Raw genomic sequence first — 16,986 nt, forward strand, 5'->3', positions numbered from 1 at the left:
CCCGGTAAACGCCGCCCCGGTCAGCCCAGGCTCTTCAGGTCGTCCTGCCGCTCCGAGAGCCACTGCGGGGGGCCGGCGCGCACCACGACGTCCTCCTCCAGCCCGATGAAGCCGTGGCCCGGCACCATCACGCCCAGTTCCAGGGTGTACACCTCGTTCTCGCGCACCGGTCCCTCGACGGTCTGGCCGTAGCGGGGCCAGCGCGGGCCGAGGAGGGTGCCGCCGTCGTGCGTGGCGCGGCCCAGCCCGTGCCCCAGCGCGTGCTGGTACTCGGGGTACCCGGCGGCGACCAGCGCGGCGCGGGCGGCGGCGTCCACGGCGTGGCCGGGCGTGCCGGGGCGCAGGGCGTCCGCGCCCGCCTGAATGGCGTTCCAGCAGGAGCGGAAGGCGGCCTGCACGGCGTCCGGGACCGGGTTCCCGTCGGGCAGGCGGTAGACCCGCTGGATATCCGAGCAGTACCCGTGGCTCAGACGCACGCCGTAATCGATGTGCAGCAGGTCGCCGGGCCGCAGCGCGTGATCGCCGGGCGGCGCGTGCGAGGGCCGGCTGTCCGGGCCGATGTGCACGTTCGGGCAGGCGTTCCAGCCCCAGGAGGGCTCCGCGCCGTCGCGGCGGCACAGGCCGTGCAGGAAGGCCGCCACGTCCCGCTCCCGCCAGCCGGGGCGGGCGGCGGCCGCCATCTCGCGCAGGTGCGCCTCGGCCAGGTCCACCGCCTCACGGATCGCGGCGTGTTCCTCGGGCGTCTTGACGGACCGCAGCTGCCCCAGCAGCGGCGCGGCGCTGTCCCACTCCAGGTCGGGCATCAGGTCCGGGCCGGGGGCCAGCCAGCCGCGCACCCGGCGTTCCAGGCCGGAGGTCAGGCCGTCGCACAACGGGTCGTCCTCGCTGATGTTCAGCAGCACGCGCCGCGCGCCCAGCCGCGTGACCTCGGCGCGCAGCAGTGCCCGCAGGTCGGCGTCGTAGCCGTGGACGGTCCAGCCGGGCGGCACGGCGTCCGCGTCGAAGCGGCCCACGATCGCCACCGCCTCGCTGCGGGTCAGCAGGAACAGGCTGTCCCAGGTGACGTCCACGCCCGCCACGAGCGTCAGGGCCGGTTCCGGGCGCACGCCCGACTCGCGCGCCGCGATCAGCCACACCTCGCCGTTCCCGAGCAGCGCCTGTGCCTGCCGCCGCTTGCCGTCCTGAAGCGCGTTCGCTGCCGTGTTGGGGGCCATACGGCAGGATACGCCGGTGCCCCGACCGCCGCTACGGTGCCTGCAACAGCACCTGCGCCTGCGCCAGCGCCTCCGGGGTGTCCACGTCCAGCAGCAGCCCGGCCGGGAAGGTCAGCGTGAGCGCCTGCGCGGCGTGCGCGCGGATCAGGTGGCGGGGACCGTGATCGGCGTCCGGGGCGTCGCGCACCCCCGCGAGCAGGTCCGCGCGGAACAGGTGCGGCGGTGCGCGCACCGGCTCTGCGCCAGGGTCGGCGTCCGGGTCGCCGTACTGGGCCAGCACGACGGGCGCGCCGGTCTCGCGGAAGGCGCCGATCAGCGCGGCGTGCTGCGCGGCCCCCAGCAGCGGCATGTCGCCCAGCGCGAAGTTCACGCCGGCCAGCCCGGCCGGCAGGGCGCTCACGGCCACGCGGAAGGAACTCGCCAGGCCGCGCGCCGGGTCCGGGTTCACCACGAACGCGAACGGCAGGCCCCGCAGCGCCGCGCGGATGCCCTCGCCGACCTCGCCGGGCGGCACGACGCACAGCAGCGCGTCGTGCCCGCCGCCCGCCAGGGCCTGCGCGGCGCGGCGCACCAGCGGCACGCCCGCGACCGGCAGCAGCTGCTTGGGGCGGCCCATGCGGGCGCTGCGTCCGGCGGCGAGCAGCACGCCCGCGACCGGCGCGTGGGAAGGCAGGGTCATGCCGGCATGGTAGTGCAGGCCAATCTTTCTTCAACCCGCCGCGCCTTACAATGGCGGCGTTCACTTCAATTCGAGCGTGGCGTGCGCCGCCAGGAGGACCCCCATGAAACTCAGTTACTCAGGTCAGGAAAAAGTGCAGGCGCCGCCCAGCGCCGTGTGGGCGTTCGTGCAGGACCCGGAGCGGGTGGCCCGCTGCCTGCCGGACGTGCAGGAGGTCGTCGTGCACGACCAGACGCACATGGACGCCACCGTGCAGGTGGGCGTGGGCATGGTGCGCGGCAAGTTCAAGTTCAAGATCGAGGTGCTGCCCGACGAGCCGCAGGGCCGCGTGAACGTGAAGGTGCAGGGCGGCGGGCTGGGCAGCGTCGTGGACCTGACGGCCGGCGCGAACGTCGTGGACAACGGCGACGGCACCACCACCCTGGACTGGACCGGGGACGCCACCATGCGTGGCCCGGTCGCCACGGTCGGCGGGCGCCTGCTGGACGCCCAGGCGCAGAAACTGATCTCCAAGACCTTCGAGAACATGAGCGCGCACGTCGGCGCGGCCAACACCGCGACGGCCTGAATGACGTTCCGGACGCCGCCCGCGCCCGGCCCGACGTGGCGGGCGGGCGCGTCAGGATTCCGGCAGGTCGGGCCGGGCGGGCGGCAGTGCCAGCGGCGCGCGCAGCGGTTCGGCGCGGATCAGGCCGTGCGGCGAGACGCTCAGGACCTGCCGTTCGGCCAGGGTCCACAGGGCGCGGTGCGCGGCCATCTCACTCGCGGCGTCCCCGCGCGGCGCGAGCTGGTCGAGCAGCGCCGTGTAGCGCAGCGGCGCGTCCTGCCCGCCGGCCCAGTCGGTGACGTTCACGACGGCCTGCATGACCTGCCGCTCGGCGGGCGTCTGCGCCTGGGCCAGCAGGGTCTGGCGGGCGCGCAGGCGGGCGGCGCGGGCCTCCCGTTCGGCGCGGCGGCGGGCCAGGACCGCCAGGGCTTCCGGGTCGGGCGGGGCGGCCTGAGCGGCGCGGCGTTCGGTGATCAGGCGTTCCAGGCGGGCGTCGGCGCGTTCGCCCAGCTGGTCGCGGACCTGCGAGCCGCGGCGGCGCAGGCTCTCGGCGGCCCCGCCGACCGGGCCGCGCAGCGCCTGCGTGGCAGCCTCCTGCGCGGCCCGGACGGGACTGGCGGGCGTGTCGGTGTCGGTCAGGGCGCGGCCCAGACGGATCAGGGTGTTCAGGGTGCGGCCGGTCTTGCTGCTGCGGCTCATGGGTCCTCCGGGGGAGCGGGTTGCGGCGGGCGCTGCCCGGCCGGGCCGTCCGGGTTCAGTGTGCCTCAGGCGGGGGCGCGTTGCATCCTCCGGACGGTGGAGTTCCTTCACCTGCCGCCCGCGCGACCCGGTACGCGCGCGCGCCGCCCCCTCCGGTGCGGAGTGGGGCGGCGCGGATGACCTGCCGGGCGGGGGGTTCAGGCGGCGCTGTGCTGGGCGTTGTGAGCGCTGGGCTGGGCGGGGTGCTGGGCCGGGATGTCCGCGAGGCGCTGCGGGGCCAGCACGACGGCCGGGACGACCTCGCGGATGGGGCGCAGCGCGCCGACGGCCAGACCGCCCAGCGCGGCGGTCGCCACGGTCATCCACAGCAGGCCGGCGGCGGTGGGGTCCAGCAGGACCGTCATGATCATCAGGGGCGTGACGATCACGCCGTGCGCGAGGGCGGGCAGGGCCAGGGCGCCGCCTGCCGCGTGGGCCTGCGCGAACCGGCGACCGAAGTGCAGTCCGGAGGTCAGGGCGATCAGGGCGCACAGGAGCAGGGGCAAGGTCATGCCGTTACCGTAGCGGCCGGACTCTCACGGTCCCGTCACCGTCACCGTCCCGTCCGAACATTAAGATCGCGGTCCGAAGTGGCTGGAGCCGCGCCAGGAGAGAGAAACATGTCTTGTAAGAATTGCTGTCAGACGCTCACGCCGCGCCTCACCCCCCCCACCGACCTGAGGGCCGCGTGAACGCCGCGCTGCCCACACCCACCGACCTGCAGGAGGCCTTCCTGGCGCGCGGGTACGTGGCCGACGACGCCCTGGCGACCGCGCTGCGGCTGGTCGTGGCGCTCGGCAAGCCGCTGCTGCTGGAGGGTCCGGCCGGGGTCGGGAAGACCGAGGCCGCCAAGACGCTGGCCGCCACCCTGGGCACGCGCCTGATCCGCCTGCAATGCTACGAAGGGCTGGACGCGCAGTCGGCGCTGTACGAGTGGAACTACGCGCGGCAACTGCTGCACCTGCGGGCCGCCGAGCTGGGCGGGCTGGGCGGCGTGACCGACGAGGACCTGTACAGCGAACGCTTTCTCATGGCCCGGCCACTGCTGCAGGCCATCCGCGAGGAGCAGGCCCCCGTGCTGCTGATCGACGAGGTGGACCGCGCCGACGACGCCTTCGAGGCCTTCCTGCTGGAACTGCTGGCCGAGTGGCAGATCACCGTGCCGGAACTGGGAACCATCGAGGCCCGCACGCGCCCGCACGTGATCCTGACGAGTAACCGCTCGCGGGAACTGAGTGACGCGCTGCGCCGCCGCTGCCTGTACCACTGGACCGAGTACCCCAGCCGCGCGCAGGAACTGGCGATCGTGCACGCGCGCCTGCCCGGCGTGAACGAGACGCTGGCGCAGCAGGTCACGAACGCCGTGCACGCCCTGCGCGCCCTGCCGCTGGGCAAACCGCCGGGCGTGGCGGAAACGCTGGACTGGGCGGCGGCGCTGGTCAGCCTGCACGCCGATCACCTGGACGCCCCCGGTATCCGCGCGACGCTGGGCGCCGTCCTGAAACTGCGCGAGGATCAGCTGCTGGCCGCGCCGACCCTGCAGGGGCTGGCGGCGCAGGCGGCGGCGGGCCGCCCGCCCGGCGCGTGAGCGGGTTGGGGGCCGTCCCGCCGGACCTCGCGGCGCAGGTGTCGGCGTTCACGGCGCGGCTGCGTGACCGGCACGGTTTCCTGATCGGGCCGGGCGAGACGGCCGACGCGCTGCGGGCGCTGGGCGCGGTGGACGTGCTGGAGCGGCGCGAGGTGCGCGGGGCGCTGCGGGCGGTCCTGAGTGCCAGCCCCGAGCAGCTGCGGCTGTTCGACCTGGAATTCAACGCCTTCTTCCGGGTGGAGGGCGCGGCGCAACCGAAACTGCCGCCGCTGCTGCCGGAAACGAAAGCGCCGGGGGGCGAGGAACAGACCGACCCCGGGCCGCCTCCCCCACCGCAGCCGGGCCAGCGGCCCGCGCCGAAACCCACCCGCGCGCCCACCCCGGACGACGCGCCCGACCCCGACGAGGACGCGCCGGACAGTCAGGCGCCGGGCCAGCCGCTGGCCGGCGAGGACCAGGCCCCCCCGGACGACGCGGCCGTGCCCAGCCTGCGCGCCCGCCTGAGCCCGAACGCCGCGCCGGGACAGGCCGTGCAGGCCGGCGGCGACGACCTGCCGGACCTGCTGCGGGCCGCGTCGGCGCTGGTGCGGTCCCTGCAACTGGGACGCGCGCGCCGCCTGAAACCGCAACCCAACCGGGGGCCGAAACTGGACGCCCGGCGCACCCTGCGCGCCGCCGCCCGCACCGCCGGGGACGCCACGCTGCTGCGCTGGCTGGGCCGCCCACGCCGCGCGCCGCGCTTCCTGCTGCTGATCGACGGGAGCCGCTCGATGGGCGCGGACGCCACGCTGCTGCTGCGCTTCGCGCAGGCGCTGCACCTGCGCTCCCGACGGGTGGAGGTCTACGCGTTCAGTACCGGCCTCACCCGCCTGACCCCGCTGCTGCGCCGCGCGCCGCCCGGCGTGCCGCTGACCCTCCCAGACCTGGGGGACGCCTGGGGCGGCGGCACACGCATCGGCGAGAACCTGCTGCGGCTGGCGCGCGAGGAACGCGCCCACGTGAACCGCGACACGCTGATCCTGATTCTCAGCGACGGCCTGGACACCGGCGAGCCCGCGCTGGTCGGCCGGGCGCTGCGGGACCTGGAACGCCGCGCGGGCGGCGTGGTGTGGCTCTCGCCGCTGGCGGCCGGCCCGAACTACCGGCCGGTGCAGCGGGCCGTCGCGGCGGCCCTGCCGTTCCTGGACGCGCTGCTGCCGGTGGCCGGCGTCGACGACCTGCACGCCCTGCCGCGCCGCCTGCGCGCCGCCCGCCGCTCCTGACCCCCTCCGTCATGACGGCGCATCTTCATGACCGCGCGTCGTCATGACCGCGCGTCGTCATGACCGCGCGTCGTAAGGAGAGTGCAAGGGCCAGTGCGGTGAACTGACGGCATGACACGCTCCCTCACGGCAGTCAATCAGTCCGCGGTTCCGGCCGGCACGCGACGCCTTCCCACCCGGCCGCCGGTCGCGCGGGCGGCGCTGGCCGCGCTGCTGGGGCCGCTGCTGCTGGCCGCCTGCGGGTCCGGACCGGCCGCCGTGACGGGCGGCACGCCGGGCGCCACCCCTCCGGGCGCGCTGTCCACCCGCCTGGAGCGCGTGCCGGTCAGCGGCGCGCTGGCGCAACCCGGCACACTGCGGCTGCGCGGCGTGACCCCGGCCGGGGTCAGCGTGACCGTGCAGACCGCGCCGACCGGCCTGACCATCACGCCGCTCACGCCGGTCGCCAGTGGCAGCGATACCCTGCTGCCGCTCGCCGTGAGCGGCCAGGGCAGCGGCCCCGTCACCCTGACCGTCCGCGCGGGCAGCCGCTCGCAGGACGTGACGGTGCGGGTCCTGGGCAGCGGGCGGTACGCGCCGCCCACCCCGTACCTGGCGGGCGCGACCCGCTCGCAGGGCACTCAGGTGCTGCTGCGCGCCACGGTCAGCGCCGACGCCGCGTCCCGGCACAGCCTGCTGCGGTTCGACGCGGCGGCCGCCACGTTCACGTCCCTGACCTTCCCGGTGGCGGGCTTCGAGACGATCACCAGCCACGCCGTGAACGGCCCGGACGTGTGGGTGGCGGTGCGCGGCGTGAGCGCCGACGGGAGTTTCCTGTTGCGGCGCAGCGCGGACGGGACGGCCAAACGGTTCCTGGCAGGGACGGTCGAGACGCTGAACAACGTCACGCCGCTCACGGACGGGCGGGTGGCGTTCACGGCGTACGGGCAGGAGCGGGTGCTGCTGCTCGATCCGGCCAGCGGCGCGGTGGGGTCGGTCGCCACGTCCGGCGCGCCGGAAAGCCTGACGCTGGGCGCGGACGGCACGCTGTTCTTCACGCGGCGCGGCGCCAGTCCCGCCGTCGTGTCCGTGAGCCTGACGGGTGGCGCGGGGCGCACGTACCCGGTCGGGACGCCCGGAGTGAGCGTTCCCGCCAGCCTGAGCGCCGCGCCGGACGGTCAGCTGTGGTTCACGGAGACCCGCACCGGCACGCTGCGTACCCTCGATCCGGTCACGGGACAGCAGCACGAGGTGACCCTGCCGGCCGGCAGCGGTCCCGGCGACGAGGCCCGCCCCGGCGAGATCGCCGTCGCGCCGGACGGCACCGTGTGGGCCACCGACACCGCCCACCCGGCCCTGCTGCGCGTCCTGCCGGGTGAGACGGCGGCCGCGACCGTGCCCCTGCCGGACAGTCCCGCGAACGCCCCGTCCGCCGGGCCGCGCGCCCTGCACGTCGCCCCGGACGGTCAGGTGTGGTTCGAGACGGGCGGCGTCCTCGGGCAACTGCGGTAAGTCGATGGTTAATGGTTGATGGAGAGTTCTTTCAACCATCAACCATCGACTTTCAACCATCACCCTCTCTTACAGGTCGCGGCGGCTGAAGCGCTGCATGGCGGCCAGGACGGCCAGGATGGTCAGGGCGACGGCCCAGACGACCAGACCGGCGGCGATGGGGGCGTCCGCGAAGAAGGGGTTCGCGCCGCGTGAGGCCTCGCTGATCTGGAGGGCCACGGCGGGTTGCAGGTGGTAACTGGCGCCCAGCCACAGGGCGTTGGTGGGCATCAGGGCGTTCGCGGTGCGGCCCAGGGTGGTCAGGGTGGGCGTGTCGGCGAAGGTGCCGATGGACCCCAGGATGCCGCCCGTGAAGCCCACGCCGTACAGCACGAACACGCCGATGCCGTTGGCGAGCGTGGTGAACAGCGTGCTGCCTAGCACGGTCAGGCCGGTCAGCAGCAGCGTGGACAGCAGGATCAGGCCGGTCGCGGCGAGCGGGGCGGGCGGCAGGTAGCCGGTGATGGCGTACACGCCGCCGAGCAGGCCGGCGCTCAGCAGGGCCACGTACCCGAGGTTCACGGCGCCGAAGCCCAGCCAGCGGCCCAGCACCAGTTGCGCGCGGCTGATGGGCCGCGCGATGACACTCTGCATGACGCCGTTCTCGATGTCGCCGCTGACGGCGCCCACCGTGGACAGCACCGCCATCAGGGACCCCAGGAAGTACACGAGGTACATGCCGAACATGGCCGAGTAGATGACGGGCAGGTTCGACGCGCCGTTCAGGCTGCGGCCGTCCAGTCCGGCCTCCAGGGACCGCTCGTCCAGGGTGCCTTCCAGCCGTACGATGCCGTACAGGTAGAAGCCCAGGAACAGCGCGGTCAGCAGCAGCAGCACGCTCACGAGGCGTTTGCGCACCGCCTCGCGCAGCGAGAGTTCCGCGATCAGCAGGGCGTTACGCACGGGCGGCCCCCTGGCCCAGGCGGGCGGTGCGGGCGTGGCTGTCCGGGGTGTCCTCGATCAGGTCCAGGAACATGGTTTCCAGGTCCGGGCGGCGCGGGTTCAGGGCGTACAGCCGCGCGCCGGCGGCGTGAATGGCGCTGGCGACGGCGGGAATGGCGTCCTCGTGGTCCAGCCACAGTTCCACGTCGGCGCGGCCCGGCGTGTTCGTGTCGGTGTGGCGCAGTTCGCCCAGGCCCGAGAGGGTCTCCAGCAGGCCCGGCGGCAGGTGGTCCACGCGCACGTCCAGCGGCAGGACGCCGCCCATCAGTTCGCGCATGCTGCCCTGCTGCAGCACGCGGCCCTGTTTCACGAACGCCACGCGGTCGCAGACCTGCTCGACTTCCGACAGCAGGTGAGAGTTCAGGAACACGGCCGTACCCTCGCCGCGCAGTCGCTCGATGATCTCGCGCACCTCGACCCGCCCGATGGGGTCGAGGGCGCTCGTCGGTTCATCCAGGAACACCAGCGCGGGGCGGGCCAGGATCGCTCCGGCCAGCCCGGCGCGCTGCAACATGCCCTTGGAGTACCCGCCGAGGTTCTCGCCGCCCCGGCCGCCCAGGCCCACGGTCTCCAGCACCTGCGGGATGCGGGCGCCCAGTTCGGCGGCCTTCAGGCCCGCCAGCCGCCCGTGAAACCGCAGGAATTCCTCGGCGGTCATCCAGGTCTGAAAGCGGAACTGCTCGGGCAGGAAGCCCAGGCGGGCGCGCACGGCCGGGTCGTGCGGACTGCCGCCCAGGACCTGCACGCGCCCGCCCGTGGGATGCACGAGGCCCAGCAGCATCTTCACGGTGGTGCTTTTCCCGGCGCCGTTCGGGCCGAGGAATCCGAACACCTCGCCGGGCGGGACGGTCAGGGTCAGGCTGTCCACGACGGCGCGGCCCCGGTATTCCTTGCGCAACTCGTGCGTTTCGATGGCGTTCACGCCTTCCAGCATAGGCGCGCGCCGCCCGCCGGATCGTCAGTCTTTCTGCGGAGTGGTGCACGGCCCGGCGCCGGGACTGGATGTGGCGCTGTGACTGGATGTGGCGCCGGGGGGGGTGGTCGGGTGGAATGGCCCGGATTTCACGGACATGTCCGCCACGCCCGCCGCACAATCCACGACAATGACCGTGATGACCTCACCCGCCCCGTTCGACATCGGGAGCCTTCAGCTGCCCGCGAACCTGCCGGGGCCGCTGGTCATGGAGTTCCGCGCCGCCACGAACGACCGCGAGCGGGCGCAGGCGCTGATCAGTCTGGCGCGGCACCTGCGCGACACGACCATGCACGGCGCGCAGCGGATCGGGGAGGCCGCCCTGGAACTCGCGCTGCTGGCCGACGCCCCCGCCGAGGCGACCCTGGCCCTGGTCGGCCTGAGTTTCGTCGCGGCGCACCTGAACCAGCTGGAACGCTCCCGGGACGCCGTCACGCGCGCCCAGGAACTGATCCGCGAACACGACCTGCGCCACCTGCAGTCGTCGCTGCTGAACGTGCGCGCCCTGACGCACATGCTGATCGGCGACCTGAACGGCGCGCAGCAGGACCTGCAGGAATCGCTGGAACTCGCGCGGCAGCAGGGCGACCCGCTGGACACTGGCAACGCCCTGGTGAACCTGGGGTGGCTGGCGAACAACCGGGGCGAGCCGGGCGAGGCGCTGCACCAGCTGAACCTGCTCGAGGAGCACATTCACAACCTGAACGACCCGGCCCTGCGCGACGACCTGAGCAACTACCTGCACGAGAACCGCGCGCACTCGTACGCGCTGCTGGCCCGGCAGGCCCGCGACCGGGGCCGACCGGAGGCGGTGCAGCACGCCGCGCAGCAGGGCCTGATGGTGCTGCGCGCCGCGCACGCCGCCCTGAAAGTCCTGCCCAGCCGCACCACCGAGGTCCTGTGTTACGCGCACGAGAGCACCCTGCACCTGCTGAGCGGCGACCTGAGCGCCGCGCAGCACGCCGCCGACCGCGCCGCCGAACTGCACAGCGGCCTGGACCAGCAACTGTACATAGAGGTCAACCTGTGCCTCGCGGAACTGGCCGGGGCGCGCGGCAACCACGCCGCCGCCCTCGACGAGTACCACGTCGCGCTGAGCCTCGTCCGTAGCCAGCACCGGCACCGGGACACGCAGCGCATCCTGGGGGACATCTCGGCGCTGCACGAACGGGCCGGGCAGTACCCGCAGGCCCTGCGCGCCGCGCGCGAGGCCCTCGCCGACGCGCAGGACGCGCTGAGTCGCATGAACGTCACCACGCAGCAGCAGGCGCAGCAGGACGCCAGTTCATGGCAGGACCGCCTGCGGCTGGCCGAGGCCCAGGCGCGGCAGGACCCGCTGACCGGCCTGCTGAACCGCCGGGGCCTGGAGGAAGGAATGCTGAGCCTGCCCGCGCCGCCTGCCGGGCCGGTCGCGGCGCTGTTCCTGGACATCGACCACTTCAAACGCGTGAACGACCGGCACTCCCACGCGGGCGGGGACCGCGCCCTGCGCGCCGTGGCGGACCTGCTGCGCGGGGAACTGGCCCGCTGGCCCGGCACGCTGCTCGCCCGCTACGGCGGCGAGGAATTCGTGATGATCACCCCGGTCGGCACGCACGGGCAGGCCCACGCGCTGGCCGAGGGGTGCCGCCGCGCCGTCGCCAGTCACGACTGGTCCGCGCTGCTGCCCGGCACGAACCTGACCGCCAGCGTCGGGTACGCCGTGGAACCCCGCGAACGCCTGCCCGAGGCACTCTCGCAGGCCGACGAGCACCTGTACCGCGCCAAACGCGCCGGCCGCAACCGCGTGCACCCGCCCAGCGACTGATACGGACTCCGATTGAAGGGCTTACAAAGCCATTCAATCCGAGCGGATGCGAGTGGGAGAAACCCGGGTTCCGGGCGTGGAGCTGGCAACCCGGCGATGTTCCGGGTTGTCAGCGAAACAGACGGAATCCGTATGAACGCCGTCGGCAAGGGGCGGCAACAGCGGCGGCCCGCCTCCGGGGTGGAGGGGGCCGCGCGAACAGACGCCGCTGTCAGCGGGTCAGGATGGTTTCGATCTGCTCGATCACGTCGCTGCTCAGGCGCACGCCGGCGGCCTTCACGGTGTCCTCGATCTGCTGGACTTTCGTGGCGCCGGTGATGACGCTGCTCACGCCCTTCTGCCGCAGGATCCAGGCGAGGGCCAGTTGCGCGCGGGTGATGTTCAGGTCGTCGGCGACGGCTTTCAGGTCGCGGACTTTCTGGATGTTCTCGTCGGTCAGGAAGTTCTTGCCCCAGTTTTCCTTCTCGGTCAGGCGCGCGCCCTCGGGTTTGCCGTCGTCGTACTTGCCGGTCAGCAGGCCCATGGCGAGCGGGCTCCAGACGACCAGACCCACGCCGGCCGTCTCGGTGTACGGCAGGATCTCCTTCTCGACGCGGTCGCGGCGGATCATGGAGTACTCGGGCTGCTCGGTGATGGGCGCGTGCAGGCCGTTCGCGCGGGCGAACTCGACCGCCTGGGCGATGCGCGCGGCGGGCCACATGCTGGTCCCCCAGTACAGGGCCTTGCCGTCGCGGATGACCTGATCGAAGGCCATGACGATCTCTTCCATGGGCACGTCGGGGTCGTAGCGGTGCGCGAAGTACACGTCGAGGTGGTCGGTGCCGAGGCGCTTCAGGCTGCCGTCGATGCTGTGCAGGACATGCTTGCGGCTGAGGCCACGGTCGTTCACGTCGTCGCTCATGGGCCAGTACACCTTGGAGCTGATGACCAGCGTGTGGCGCGGCAGTTCGCGCAGCACGTTGCCCATCAGTTCCTCGCTGCGGCCCTTGGCGTAGATGTCGGCCTGATCGAAGAAGTTGACGCCGCCGTCGTACGCGGCGGTGACGATGTCGCGCACCATCTGCTGCTCGTTCACGCCGACGCCGTACGTTTCCCAGCCGCCCAGGGCGACTTCGCTGACTTTCAGACCGCTCTTGCCGAGGTTCCGGTATTCCATGCGGGTCACTTTATCGGATAAAGCATGGGCCAGCCGTCAGGTGAAGCGCGCATAAAGAGACACTCAGCACAATGCCCGCCGCGTATGAAACGCCCCTGCCCACACGGCCCGCGTTCAGGCCGGTGCGCCCGGCACCTCCACGGGCGGATCGAAGGCGTCCCGTGAACGCTCGACCAGCGTGAGGATGTCGTATGTGGCGACCAGCGCGCCGTCCTGGTTGGTGATCTCGCTGCGCCACTCGACCACGCCGGTCGGGCGGGTCTCGCCGGGCCGCAGGTCCTTGCGGATCTTGCGTTTGCAGGTCAGGCGCGTGCGGATGGTGTCCCCGATGCCGACCGGCTCGATGAACCGCAGGTTCTCCAGGCCGTAGTTCGCCAGCACCGGCCCCGGCGCGGGCGACACGAACATGCCCGCCGCCGCCGAGATCAGGAAGTACCCGTGCGCCACCCGCCGCCCGAAGATGCCCTCCTTAGCGCCGATCTCATCGACGTGCGCGTAGAAGTGATCGCCGGTCAGGCCCGCGAAGTTCACGATGTCCGCCTCGGTCACGGTGCGGCGGTGCGTGAGGAGACTGTCCCCGACCTGAATCTCGTCGAAGGACTTGCGGAACGGATGCACCACGTCCTCCTGCACCTGCGCGCCGGGCACGAATTCGCGCGTGATGCTGGTGAGGGTGGTTGGGTCGGCCTGCACCGCCACGCGGTTCATGTGATGCCGCACCGCCGAGAGGCCGCCCAGTTCTGAGCCGCCCCCCGCGCGGCCCGGCCCGCCGTGATTCAGCTGCGGCAGCGGCGACCCGTGCCCGGTGTTCTCCTTCGCGTTGTCGCGGTTCAGGACCAGCAGACGTCCGTGCGAACTCGCCATGCCCAGCACCAGTTCCGTCGCCTCGGCCCGGTCGTGCGACACGATGCTGCCCGCCAGCGAGCCCCGGCCCAGCTTGGTGAGGGTCACGGCGTCCTCCAGCGAGTCGTACGGCAGCAGCGTCACCACCGGCCCGAACGCCTCCAGCTCATGCGGCCCCCGTGCGGTCAGGGGGGTCTCGCACAGCAGCACGGTCGGATCGAGGAATGCGCCCTTCTCACGGTCGCCGCCCAGCAGGGTCGCCTCACCGCTGATCAGCACGCGCGTCTCGGCCTGCAACTTCGCCAGCGTCTCACGCACCCGCTCGCGCTGCTCCACACTGACGAGCGCGCCCATCCGCACGTCATCCCGCGCCGGGTCGCCCAGCGTCACCTTCGCCAGTTCGCGGCGCAGACCCTCCGTCACCGCCTCAATCAGATGTGAGGGCACCAGCGCGCGGCGGATCGCGGTGCACTTCTGCCCGGCCTTCCCGGTCATCTCGCGCGCCACCTCCCGCACGAACAGAGCAAACTCGGGGTCCTCGGGCTTCACGGACAGGCCCAGCACCGACGCGTTCAGGCTGTCTGCCTCCGCATTGAACGGCACCGACCGCCCCACGATCGCCGGATGCACCCGCAGCCGCGCCGCCGTGGCCGCCGACCCCGTGAACGCCACCACGTCCTGCTCCTCCACGTGATCGAGCAGCGACCCCGGCTCCCCCGTCACCAGTTGCAGCGTCCCCTCCGGAATCAGGCCCGACGCCACGATGTCGCGCACCACCCGCTCCGTCAGGTAGGCCGTCTGCGGCGCAGGCTTCACCAGACTCGGCATCCCACCAATAAACGCGGGCGCGAACTTCTCCAGCATCCCCCACACCGGGAAGTTGAACGCATTGATCTGCACCGCCACACCCTCACGCGGCACCAGCAGGTGACGGCCCACGAACGTCCCCTCCCGCCCCAGCCGCTCCAGCCTGCCGTCCGGCCAGAAGCGCTCGTCCGGCAGTTCCCGCCGCGCCGCACTCGCGTAACTGAACAGCGTGCCGATCCCGCCCTCGATATCCACCCACGAATCCCGCCGGGTCGCGCCCGTCAGGGTGCTCAGCGCGTAATACGCCTCCTTGCGCTCCATCAGGAACGCCCCCAGCGCCTTCAAGGCCCGCGCCCGCTCATGGAACGTCATGCGCCGTAGCAATCCGCCCGCCCGCCGGCCATACGCCAGCGCCCCACCGAAATCCACACCCTCCGACGAAATCACGGCCACCGGACGCCCATACACCGCATCCAGGAGCACCTGCCCATCCGCATTCGCATGCCACGAACCCGACACATAAGACGCCGGACGAAGAAGCTCAGAAGTGATTGATTGAGTCACAGAAAACGCTCCTTGAATAGAGAAAGAAGATTCGATCTGAAATTGAGGCGGAAGCCGGGAAAATACGCGCTGCGCGCACCCCCTCCCCGCCTCCCCCCTCAAGGGGGAGGAGAAAAGAGACGGGCCACCGGATCGTCACACTCCCGTTCCCGACCGGGCGCTTACACTGCCGCATGACGATCACTACGCAGCATGAACTGGACGGCATGACCCTCGCCGGGAAGGTCGTCGCCCGCACCCTGGACGCCCTGCGCGCCGCCGTCGAACCGGGCATCACGCCTGCCGAGCTGGACGCCCTGGCCGGGCAGGTGTTCGCGGGGTTCGGCGCGTTCTCCGCCCCGCGAGCCGAGTACGGCGCGCCCGTGAACGTGTTCATCAGCGTCAACGACGACATCGTGCATGGCCTGCCCACGAACCGCCCGCTTCAGGCGGGGGACGTCGTGTGCATCGACGTCACGCCGAACGTCGGCGGGTTCGTCGCGGACGCCGCCATCACGGTCGCCGTGCCGCCCGTCTCCCCCATCGCCGCGAACCTCATCACCGCCGCCGAGGCGGCCCTGGCACGCGGCCTGAGCGCCGCCCGCGCCGGACAACCCCTGAACGCCATCGGGCGCGCCATTCAGACCGAGGTAGAGCGCCGGGGCTTCACGCTCCTGCCGGAACTTCAGGGGCACGGCGTGGGCCGCGCCATCCACGAGAAACCCGACGTCCCCAACTACTACCGCCCCGCGCTGAGAAAACCGCTGCACGAGGGGCTCGTGATCGCCGTGGAACCCATGATCAGCACCGGCAGAAGCCCCCGCGTCCGCACCCGCCGCGACGGCTGGACCCTCGCCACCACCGACGGCGGCATCGCCGCCCACGTCGAACACACCATCATGATCACCAAAGGGAAACCGATGATATTGACAGCGTGAACCTACAAGTGCCAAATCCTTAAAACGAGATAACCACCATTGAGTGGACATATATGGCATCAGCGGGCGTCTGCCGCTGTGGGGCAAAGGGGTTGGCGTGGGGCGGATAGAATCATCGATGTTTCAGATCACAACAAGTCGAATGGGGATAGAATTCCCACAACAACTCGCTCAGCATGAGTGCCATTAAAAACCAGTGCCGGCGCTTGCAGTAACGGATTAAGCGCCGCAGATTTTTTAGCGTTACTTAAAAGCTCTATGGGCTTTAGTAAGTCTTTTTTATCGAGTATATCGTCAATTTTAGTGTTATATTTCAGCTTATCAGTAGATTTTTTATCGTGCCAGAGTTGGGCAATGAGGAAATCCGGTATTAAGTAGTATTTATCTTCAAGTGAGATAGGGACATATGAGAAAGAATTCTCTAGCATTATCTCCCTTACTTTTGCTAGACTATAAAATTTTTCTGCGAAAATCACATTCTGCGACATGATGTGCTTTACTTTAGTCGTCATGCTTTGTAAACCCGCCTCCACGATAATTGAAAGCCTGATTGACTTAGATGCCAGATTTCTTGCAAATATTCCCCGATGAGCGGCCTCATTTCTCGCGGAAACCACCAAGTCAAATATTTCAGAATACTCATTTTTCAGCTTGGTTGGAACAATATCCTGCAAGATCGTCTTATATTTGCGCAAACTCCTGAGGTTCTCACCTCTCAAGCGCATTCCCAATTCTTCTAAGGCAAAACAAACGGAACGAAAGTTTTCCGCATCAGCGAGAGCAGCATAGCGGGCATCTCTTAATACGCGCAGAAAGTAGCTCGCCTCTTCCTCTTCAAGCGCTATTGCCTCCGCAACTAACGATTTCATTGCTCTCATACGCTCTTGAACCCTTCAAACGGTTCCTTACAGGTGTCGCAGACGTACATGCGTTTGCATAACGTCGGGCCGAAGCTGGCGGTCATGCGGACGTTCAGGCTGCCGCAGCGGGGGCAGCGGGTGGGTTCCGCGTCCAGCTGAATGAGCTGCCCTTCCCCGGTGGGGGCGGGGGGCGCGATGCCGTACTGCCGCAGCCGCTCCCGGGCGTCGTCGTTGATCCAGTCGGTCGTCCAGGGGGGGGTGAGGGTGCTTCTGACCTCGACCTCCGCCACACCCAGGTCGCGCACCGCCTGCTCGATGCTCTCCCGGATGACGTGCAGGGCGGGGCAGCCGCTGAAGGTGGGCGTGAACGTCACCGTCACGCGCCCATCGTCGCCCACGGTCACGTCCCGCACCATGCCCATGTCCGTGATGCTCACGACGGGAATCTCCGGGTCCGGGACGCTGGCCAGCGCGTCCCAGACGGCAGATGGCTGAATGCTGATGGCCGATGGCGCAGGGCGTTCTGCCTTCTGCCTTCCGCCTTCTGCCATCCGCCCGT

At 70.8% G+C, this 16,986-nt stretch carries 16 protein-coding genes; 6 read left to right on the plus strand and 10 right to left on the minus strand.

Features of this window, described 5'->3' with window-relative positions; translation table 11 throughout:
* Positions 1-20 precede the first annotated feature (20 nt).
* Both BXU09_RS05410 and BXU09_RS05415 read right to left on the minus strand, forming a co-directional pair.
* Positions 21-1,214 carry a Xaa-Pro peptidase family protein gene (locus BXU09_RS05410; protein WP_078301048.1) on the minus strand — a complete coding sequence of 398 codons (1,194 nt, stop codon included), beginning with the start codon at positions 1,212-1,214 and terminating at the stop codon, positions 21-23.
* A gap of 31 nt (positions 1,215-1,245) precedes the next feature.
* Positions 1,246-1,893 carry a nucleotidyltransferase family protein gene (locus tag BXU09_RS05415; RefSeq protein WP_078301049.1) on the minus strand — a complete coding sequence of 216 codons (648 nt, stop codon included), beginning with the start codon at positions 1,891-1,893 and terminating at the stop codon, positions 1,246-1,248.
* Between the two features lie 103 nt (positions 1,894-1,996).
* Here BXU09_RS05415 and BXU09_RS05420 point away from each other — a divergent pair, with 103 nt between their 5' ends.
* The gene (locus BXU09_RS05420) at positions 1,997-2,461 is read left to right on the plus strand and encodes a carbon monoxide dehydrogenase subunit G (RefSeq protein WP_078301050.1); all 465 of its coding nucleotides are present in this window, start codon (positions 1,997-1,999) and stop codon (positions 2,459-2,461) included.
* Positions 2,462-2,512: 51 nt separating this feature from the next.
* Here the strand turns inward: BXU09_RS05420 and BXU09_RS05425 are convergent, their stop codons facing one another.
* Together BXU09_RS05425 and BXU09_RS05430 are read right to left on the minus strand one after the other, a co-directional pair.
* Complete coding sequence (locus BXU09_RS05425) at positions 2,513-3,139, minus strand: hypothetical protein (protein ID WP_078301051.1); 627 nt, start codon at positions 3,137-3,139, stop codon at positions 2,513-2,515.
* 197 nt (positions 3,140-3,336) lie between these two features.
* Positions 3,337-3,690: a hypothetical protein gene (locus BXU09_RS05430; RefSeq protein ID WP_078301053.1), complete on the minus strand. Its 354-nt coding sequence runs from the start codon at positions 3,688-3,690 to the stop codon at positions 3,337-3,339.
* Between the two features lie 176 nt (positions 3,691-3,866).
* On the opposite strand from BXU09_RS05430, the gene BXU09_RS05435 reads away from it, so the two are divergent.
* The 3 genes from BXU09_RS05435 (at position 3,867) to BXU09_RS05445 (ending at position 7,519) form a co-directional block, all read left to right on the plus strand.
* Positions 3,867-4,766: a MoxR family ATPase gene (locus BXU09_RS05435; protein WP_240501031.1), complete on the plus strand. Its 900-nt coding sequence runs from the start codon at positions 3,867-3,869 to the stop codon at positions 4,764-4,766.
* Complete coding sequence (locus BXU09_RS05440) at positions 4,763-6,028, plus strand: VWA domain-containing protein (protein ID WP_240501033.1); 1,266 nt, start codon at positions 4,763-4,765, stop codon at positions 6,026-6,028. The genes BXU09_RS05435 and BXU09_RS05440 overlap by 4 nt, the downstream gene beginning before the upstream one ends.
* Before the next feature lie 111 nt (positions 6,029-6,139).
* Positions 6,140-7,519, plus strand: coding sequence for a hypothetical protein (locus tag BXU09_RS05445; RefSeq protein ID WP_078301055.1), 1,380 nt, complete (start codon positions 6,140-6,142; stop codon positions 7,517-7,519).
* Between the two features lie 69 nt (positions 7,520-7,588).
* On the opposite strand, the gene BXU09_RS05450 is transcribed toward BXU09_RS05445, so the two are convergent.
* A complete protein-coding gene (locus BXU09_RS05450; RefSeq protein ID WP_078301056.1) occupies positions 7,589-8,461 on the minus strand; it encodes an ABC transporter permease in 873 nt (290 codons plus the stop codon).
* Complete coding sequence (locus tag BXU09_RS05455; protein WP_078301057.1) at positions 8,454-9,434, minus strand: ABC transporter ATP-binding protein; 981 nt, start codon at positions 9,432-9,434, stop codon at positions 8,454-8,456. The genes BXU09_RS05450 and BXU09_RS05455 overlap by 8 nt, the downstream gene beginning before the upstream one ends.
* 178 nt (positions 9,435-9,612) lie before the next feature.
* Between BXU09_RS05455 and BXU09_RS05460 the strand changes: the two genes are divergently transcribed.
* Positions 9,613-11,280 (plus strand): GGDEF domain-containing protein, encoded by a 1,668-nt coding sequence (locus BXU09_RS05460; RefSeq protein WP_078301058.1) that lies wholly within the window; start codon positions 9,613-9,615, stop codon positions 11,278-11,280.
* A gap of 211 nt (positions 11,281-11,491) precedes the next feature.
* Here BXU09_RS05460 and BXU09_RS05465 read toward each other — a convergent pair whose 3' ends face one another.
* On the minus strand, positions 11,492-12,436 hold the full coding sequence (locus BXU09_RS05465; RefSeq protein WP_078304781.1) for an aldo/keto reductase family protein: 945 nt from the start codon (positions 12,434-12,436) through the stop codon (positions 11,492-11,494).
* 114 nt (positions 12,437-12,550) lie between these two features.
* Positions 12,551-14,650, minus strand: a complete 2,100-nt coding sequence (gene paaZ, locus BXU09_RS05470; RefSeq protein ID WP_078301059.1) for a phenylacetic acid degradation bifunctional protein PaaZ — start codon at positions 14,648-14,650, stop codon at positions 12,551-12,553.
* A gap of 173 nt (positions 14,651-14,823) precedes the next feature.
* On the opposite strand from paaZ, the gene map reads away from it, so the two are divergent.
* Positions 14,824-15,567, plus strand: coding sequence for a type I methionyl aminopeptidase (gene map / locus BXU09_RS05475; RefSeq protein ID WP_078301061.1), 744 nt, complete (start codon positions 14,824-14,826; stop codon positions 15,565-15,567).
* A 128-nt stretch (positions 15,568-15,695) separates the two neighbouring features.
* On the opposite strand, the gene BXU09_RS20135 is transcribed toward map, so the two are convergent.
* Both BXU09_RS20135 and paaD read right to left on the minus strand, forming a co-directional pair.
* Complete coding sequence (locus tag BXU09_RS20135) at positions 15,696-16,436, minus strand: CBS domain-containing protein (protein ID WP_144011995.1); 741 nt, start codon at positions 16,434-16,436, stop codon at positions 15,696-15,698.
* A gap of 5 nt (positions 16,437-16,441) precedes the next feature.
* Positions 16,442-16,978 (minus strand): 1,2-phenylacetyl-CoA epoxidase subunit PaaD, encoded by a 537-nt coding sequence (paaD, locus tag BXU09_RS05480; protein ID WP_078301062.1) that lies wholly within the window; start codon positions 16,976-16,978, stop codon positions 16,442-16,444.
* Between the last annotated feature and the right edge of the window lie 8 nt (positions 16,979-16,986).

The sequence above is a fragment of the Deinococcus sp. LM3 genome, from assembly GCF_002017875.1.
In the GTDB taxonomy this organism is placed as follows: domain Bacteria; phylum Deinococcota; class Deinococci; order Deinococcales; family Deinococcaceae; genus Deinococcus.

Excerpts from the sequence above, each read along its gene's own strand:
- map (WP_078301061.1), top strand. The coding sequence starts at position 14,824 with ATGACGATCACTACGCAGCATGAACTGGACGGCATGACCCTCGCCGGG.
- BXU09_RS05430 (WP_078301053.1), bottom strand. The coding sequence starts at position 3,690 with ATGACCTTGCCCCTGCTCCTGTGCGCCCTGATCGCCCTGACCTCCGGA.
- BXU09_RS05455 (WP_078301057.1), bottom strand. The coding sequence starts at position 9,434 with ATGCTGGAAGGCGTGAACGCCATCGAAACGCACGAGTTGCGCAAGGAA.
- BXU09_RS05445 (WP_078301055.1), top strand. The coding sequence starts at position 6,140 with ATGACACGCTCCCTCACGGCAGTCAATCAGTCCGCGGTTCCGGCCGGC.
- BXU09_RS05415 (WP_078301049.1), bottom strand. The coding sequence starts at position 1,893 with ATGACCCTGCCTTCCCACGCGCCGGTCGCGGGCGTGCTGCTCGCCGCC.
- BXU09_RS05410 (WP_078301048.1), bottom strand. The coding sequence starts at position 1,214 with ATGGCCCCCAACACGGCAGCGAACGCGCTTCAGGACGGCAAGCGGCGG.
- paaD (WP_078301062.1), bottom strand. The coding sequence starts at position 16,978 with ATGGCAGAAGGCGGAAGGCAGAAGGCAGAACGCCCTGCGCCATCGGCC.
- BXU09_RS05425 (WP_078301051.1), bottom strand. The coding sequence starts at position 3,139 with ATGAGCCGCAGCAGCAAGACCGGCCGCACCCTGAACACCCTGATCCGT.
- BXU09_RS20135 (WP_144011995.1), bottom strand. The coding sequence starts at position 16,436 with ATGAAATCGTTAGTTGCGGAGGCAATAGCGCTTGAAGAGGAAGAGGCG.
- BXU09_RS05460 (WP_078301058.1), top strand. The coding sequence starts at position 9,613 with ATGACCTCACCCGCCCCGTTCGACATCGGGAGCCTTCAGCTGCCCGCG.
- BXU09_RS05465 (WP_078304781.1), bottom strand. The coding sequence starts at position 12,436 with ATGGAATACCGGAACCTCGGCAAGAGCGGTCTGAAAGTCAGCGAAGTC.
- BXU09_RS05420 (WP_078301050.1), top strand. The coding sequence starts at position 1,997 with ATGAAACTCAGTTACTCAGGTCAGGAAAAAGTGCAGGCGCCGCCCAGC.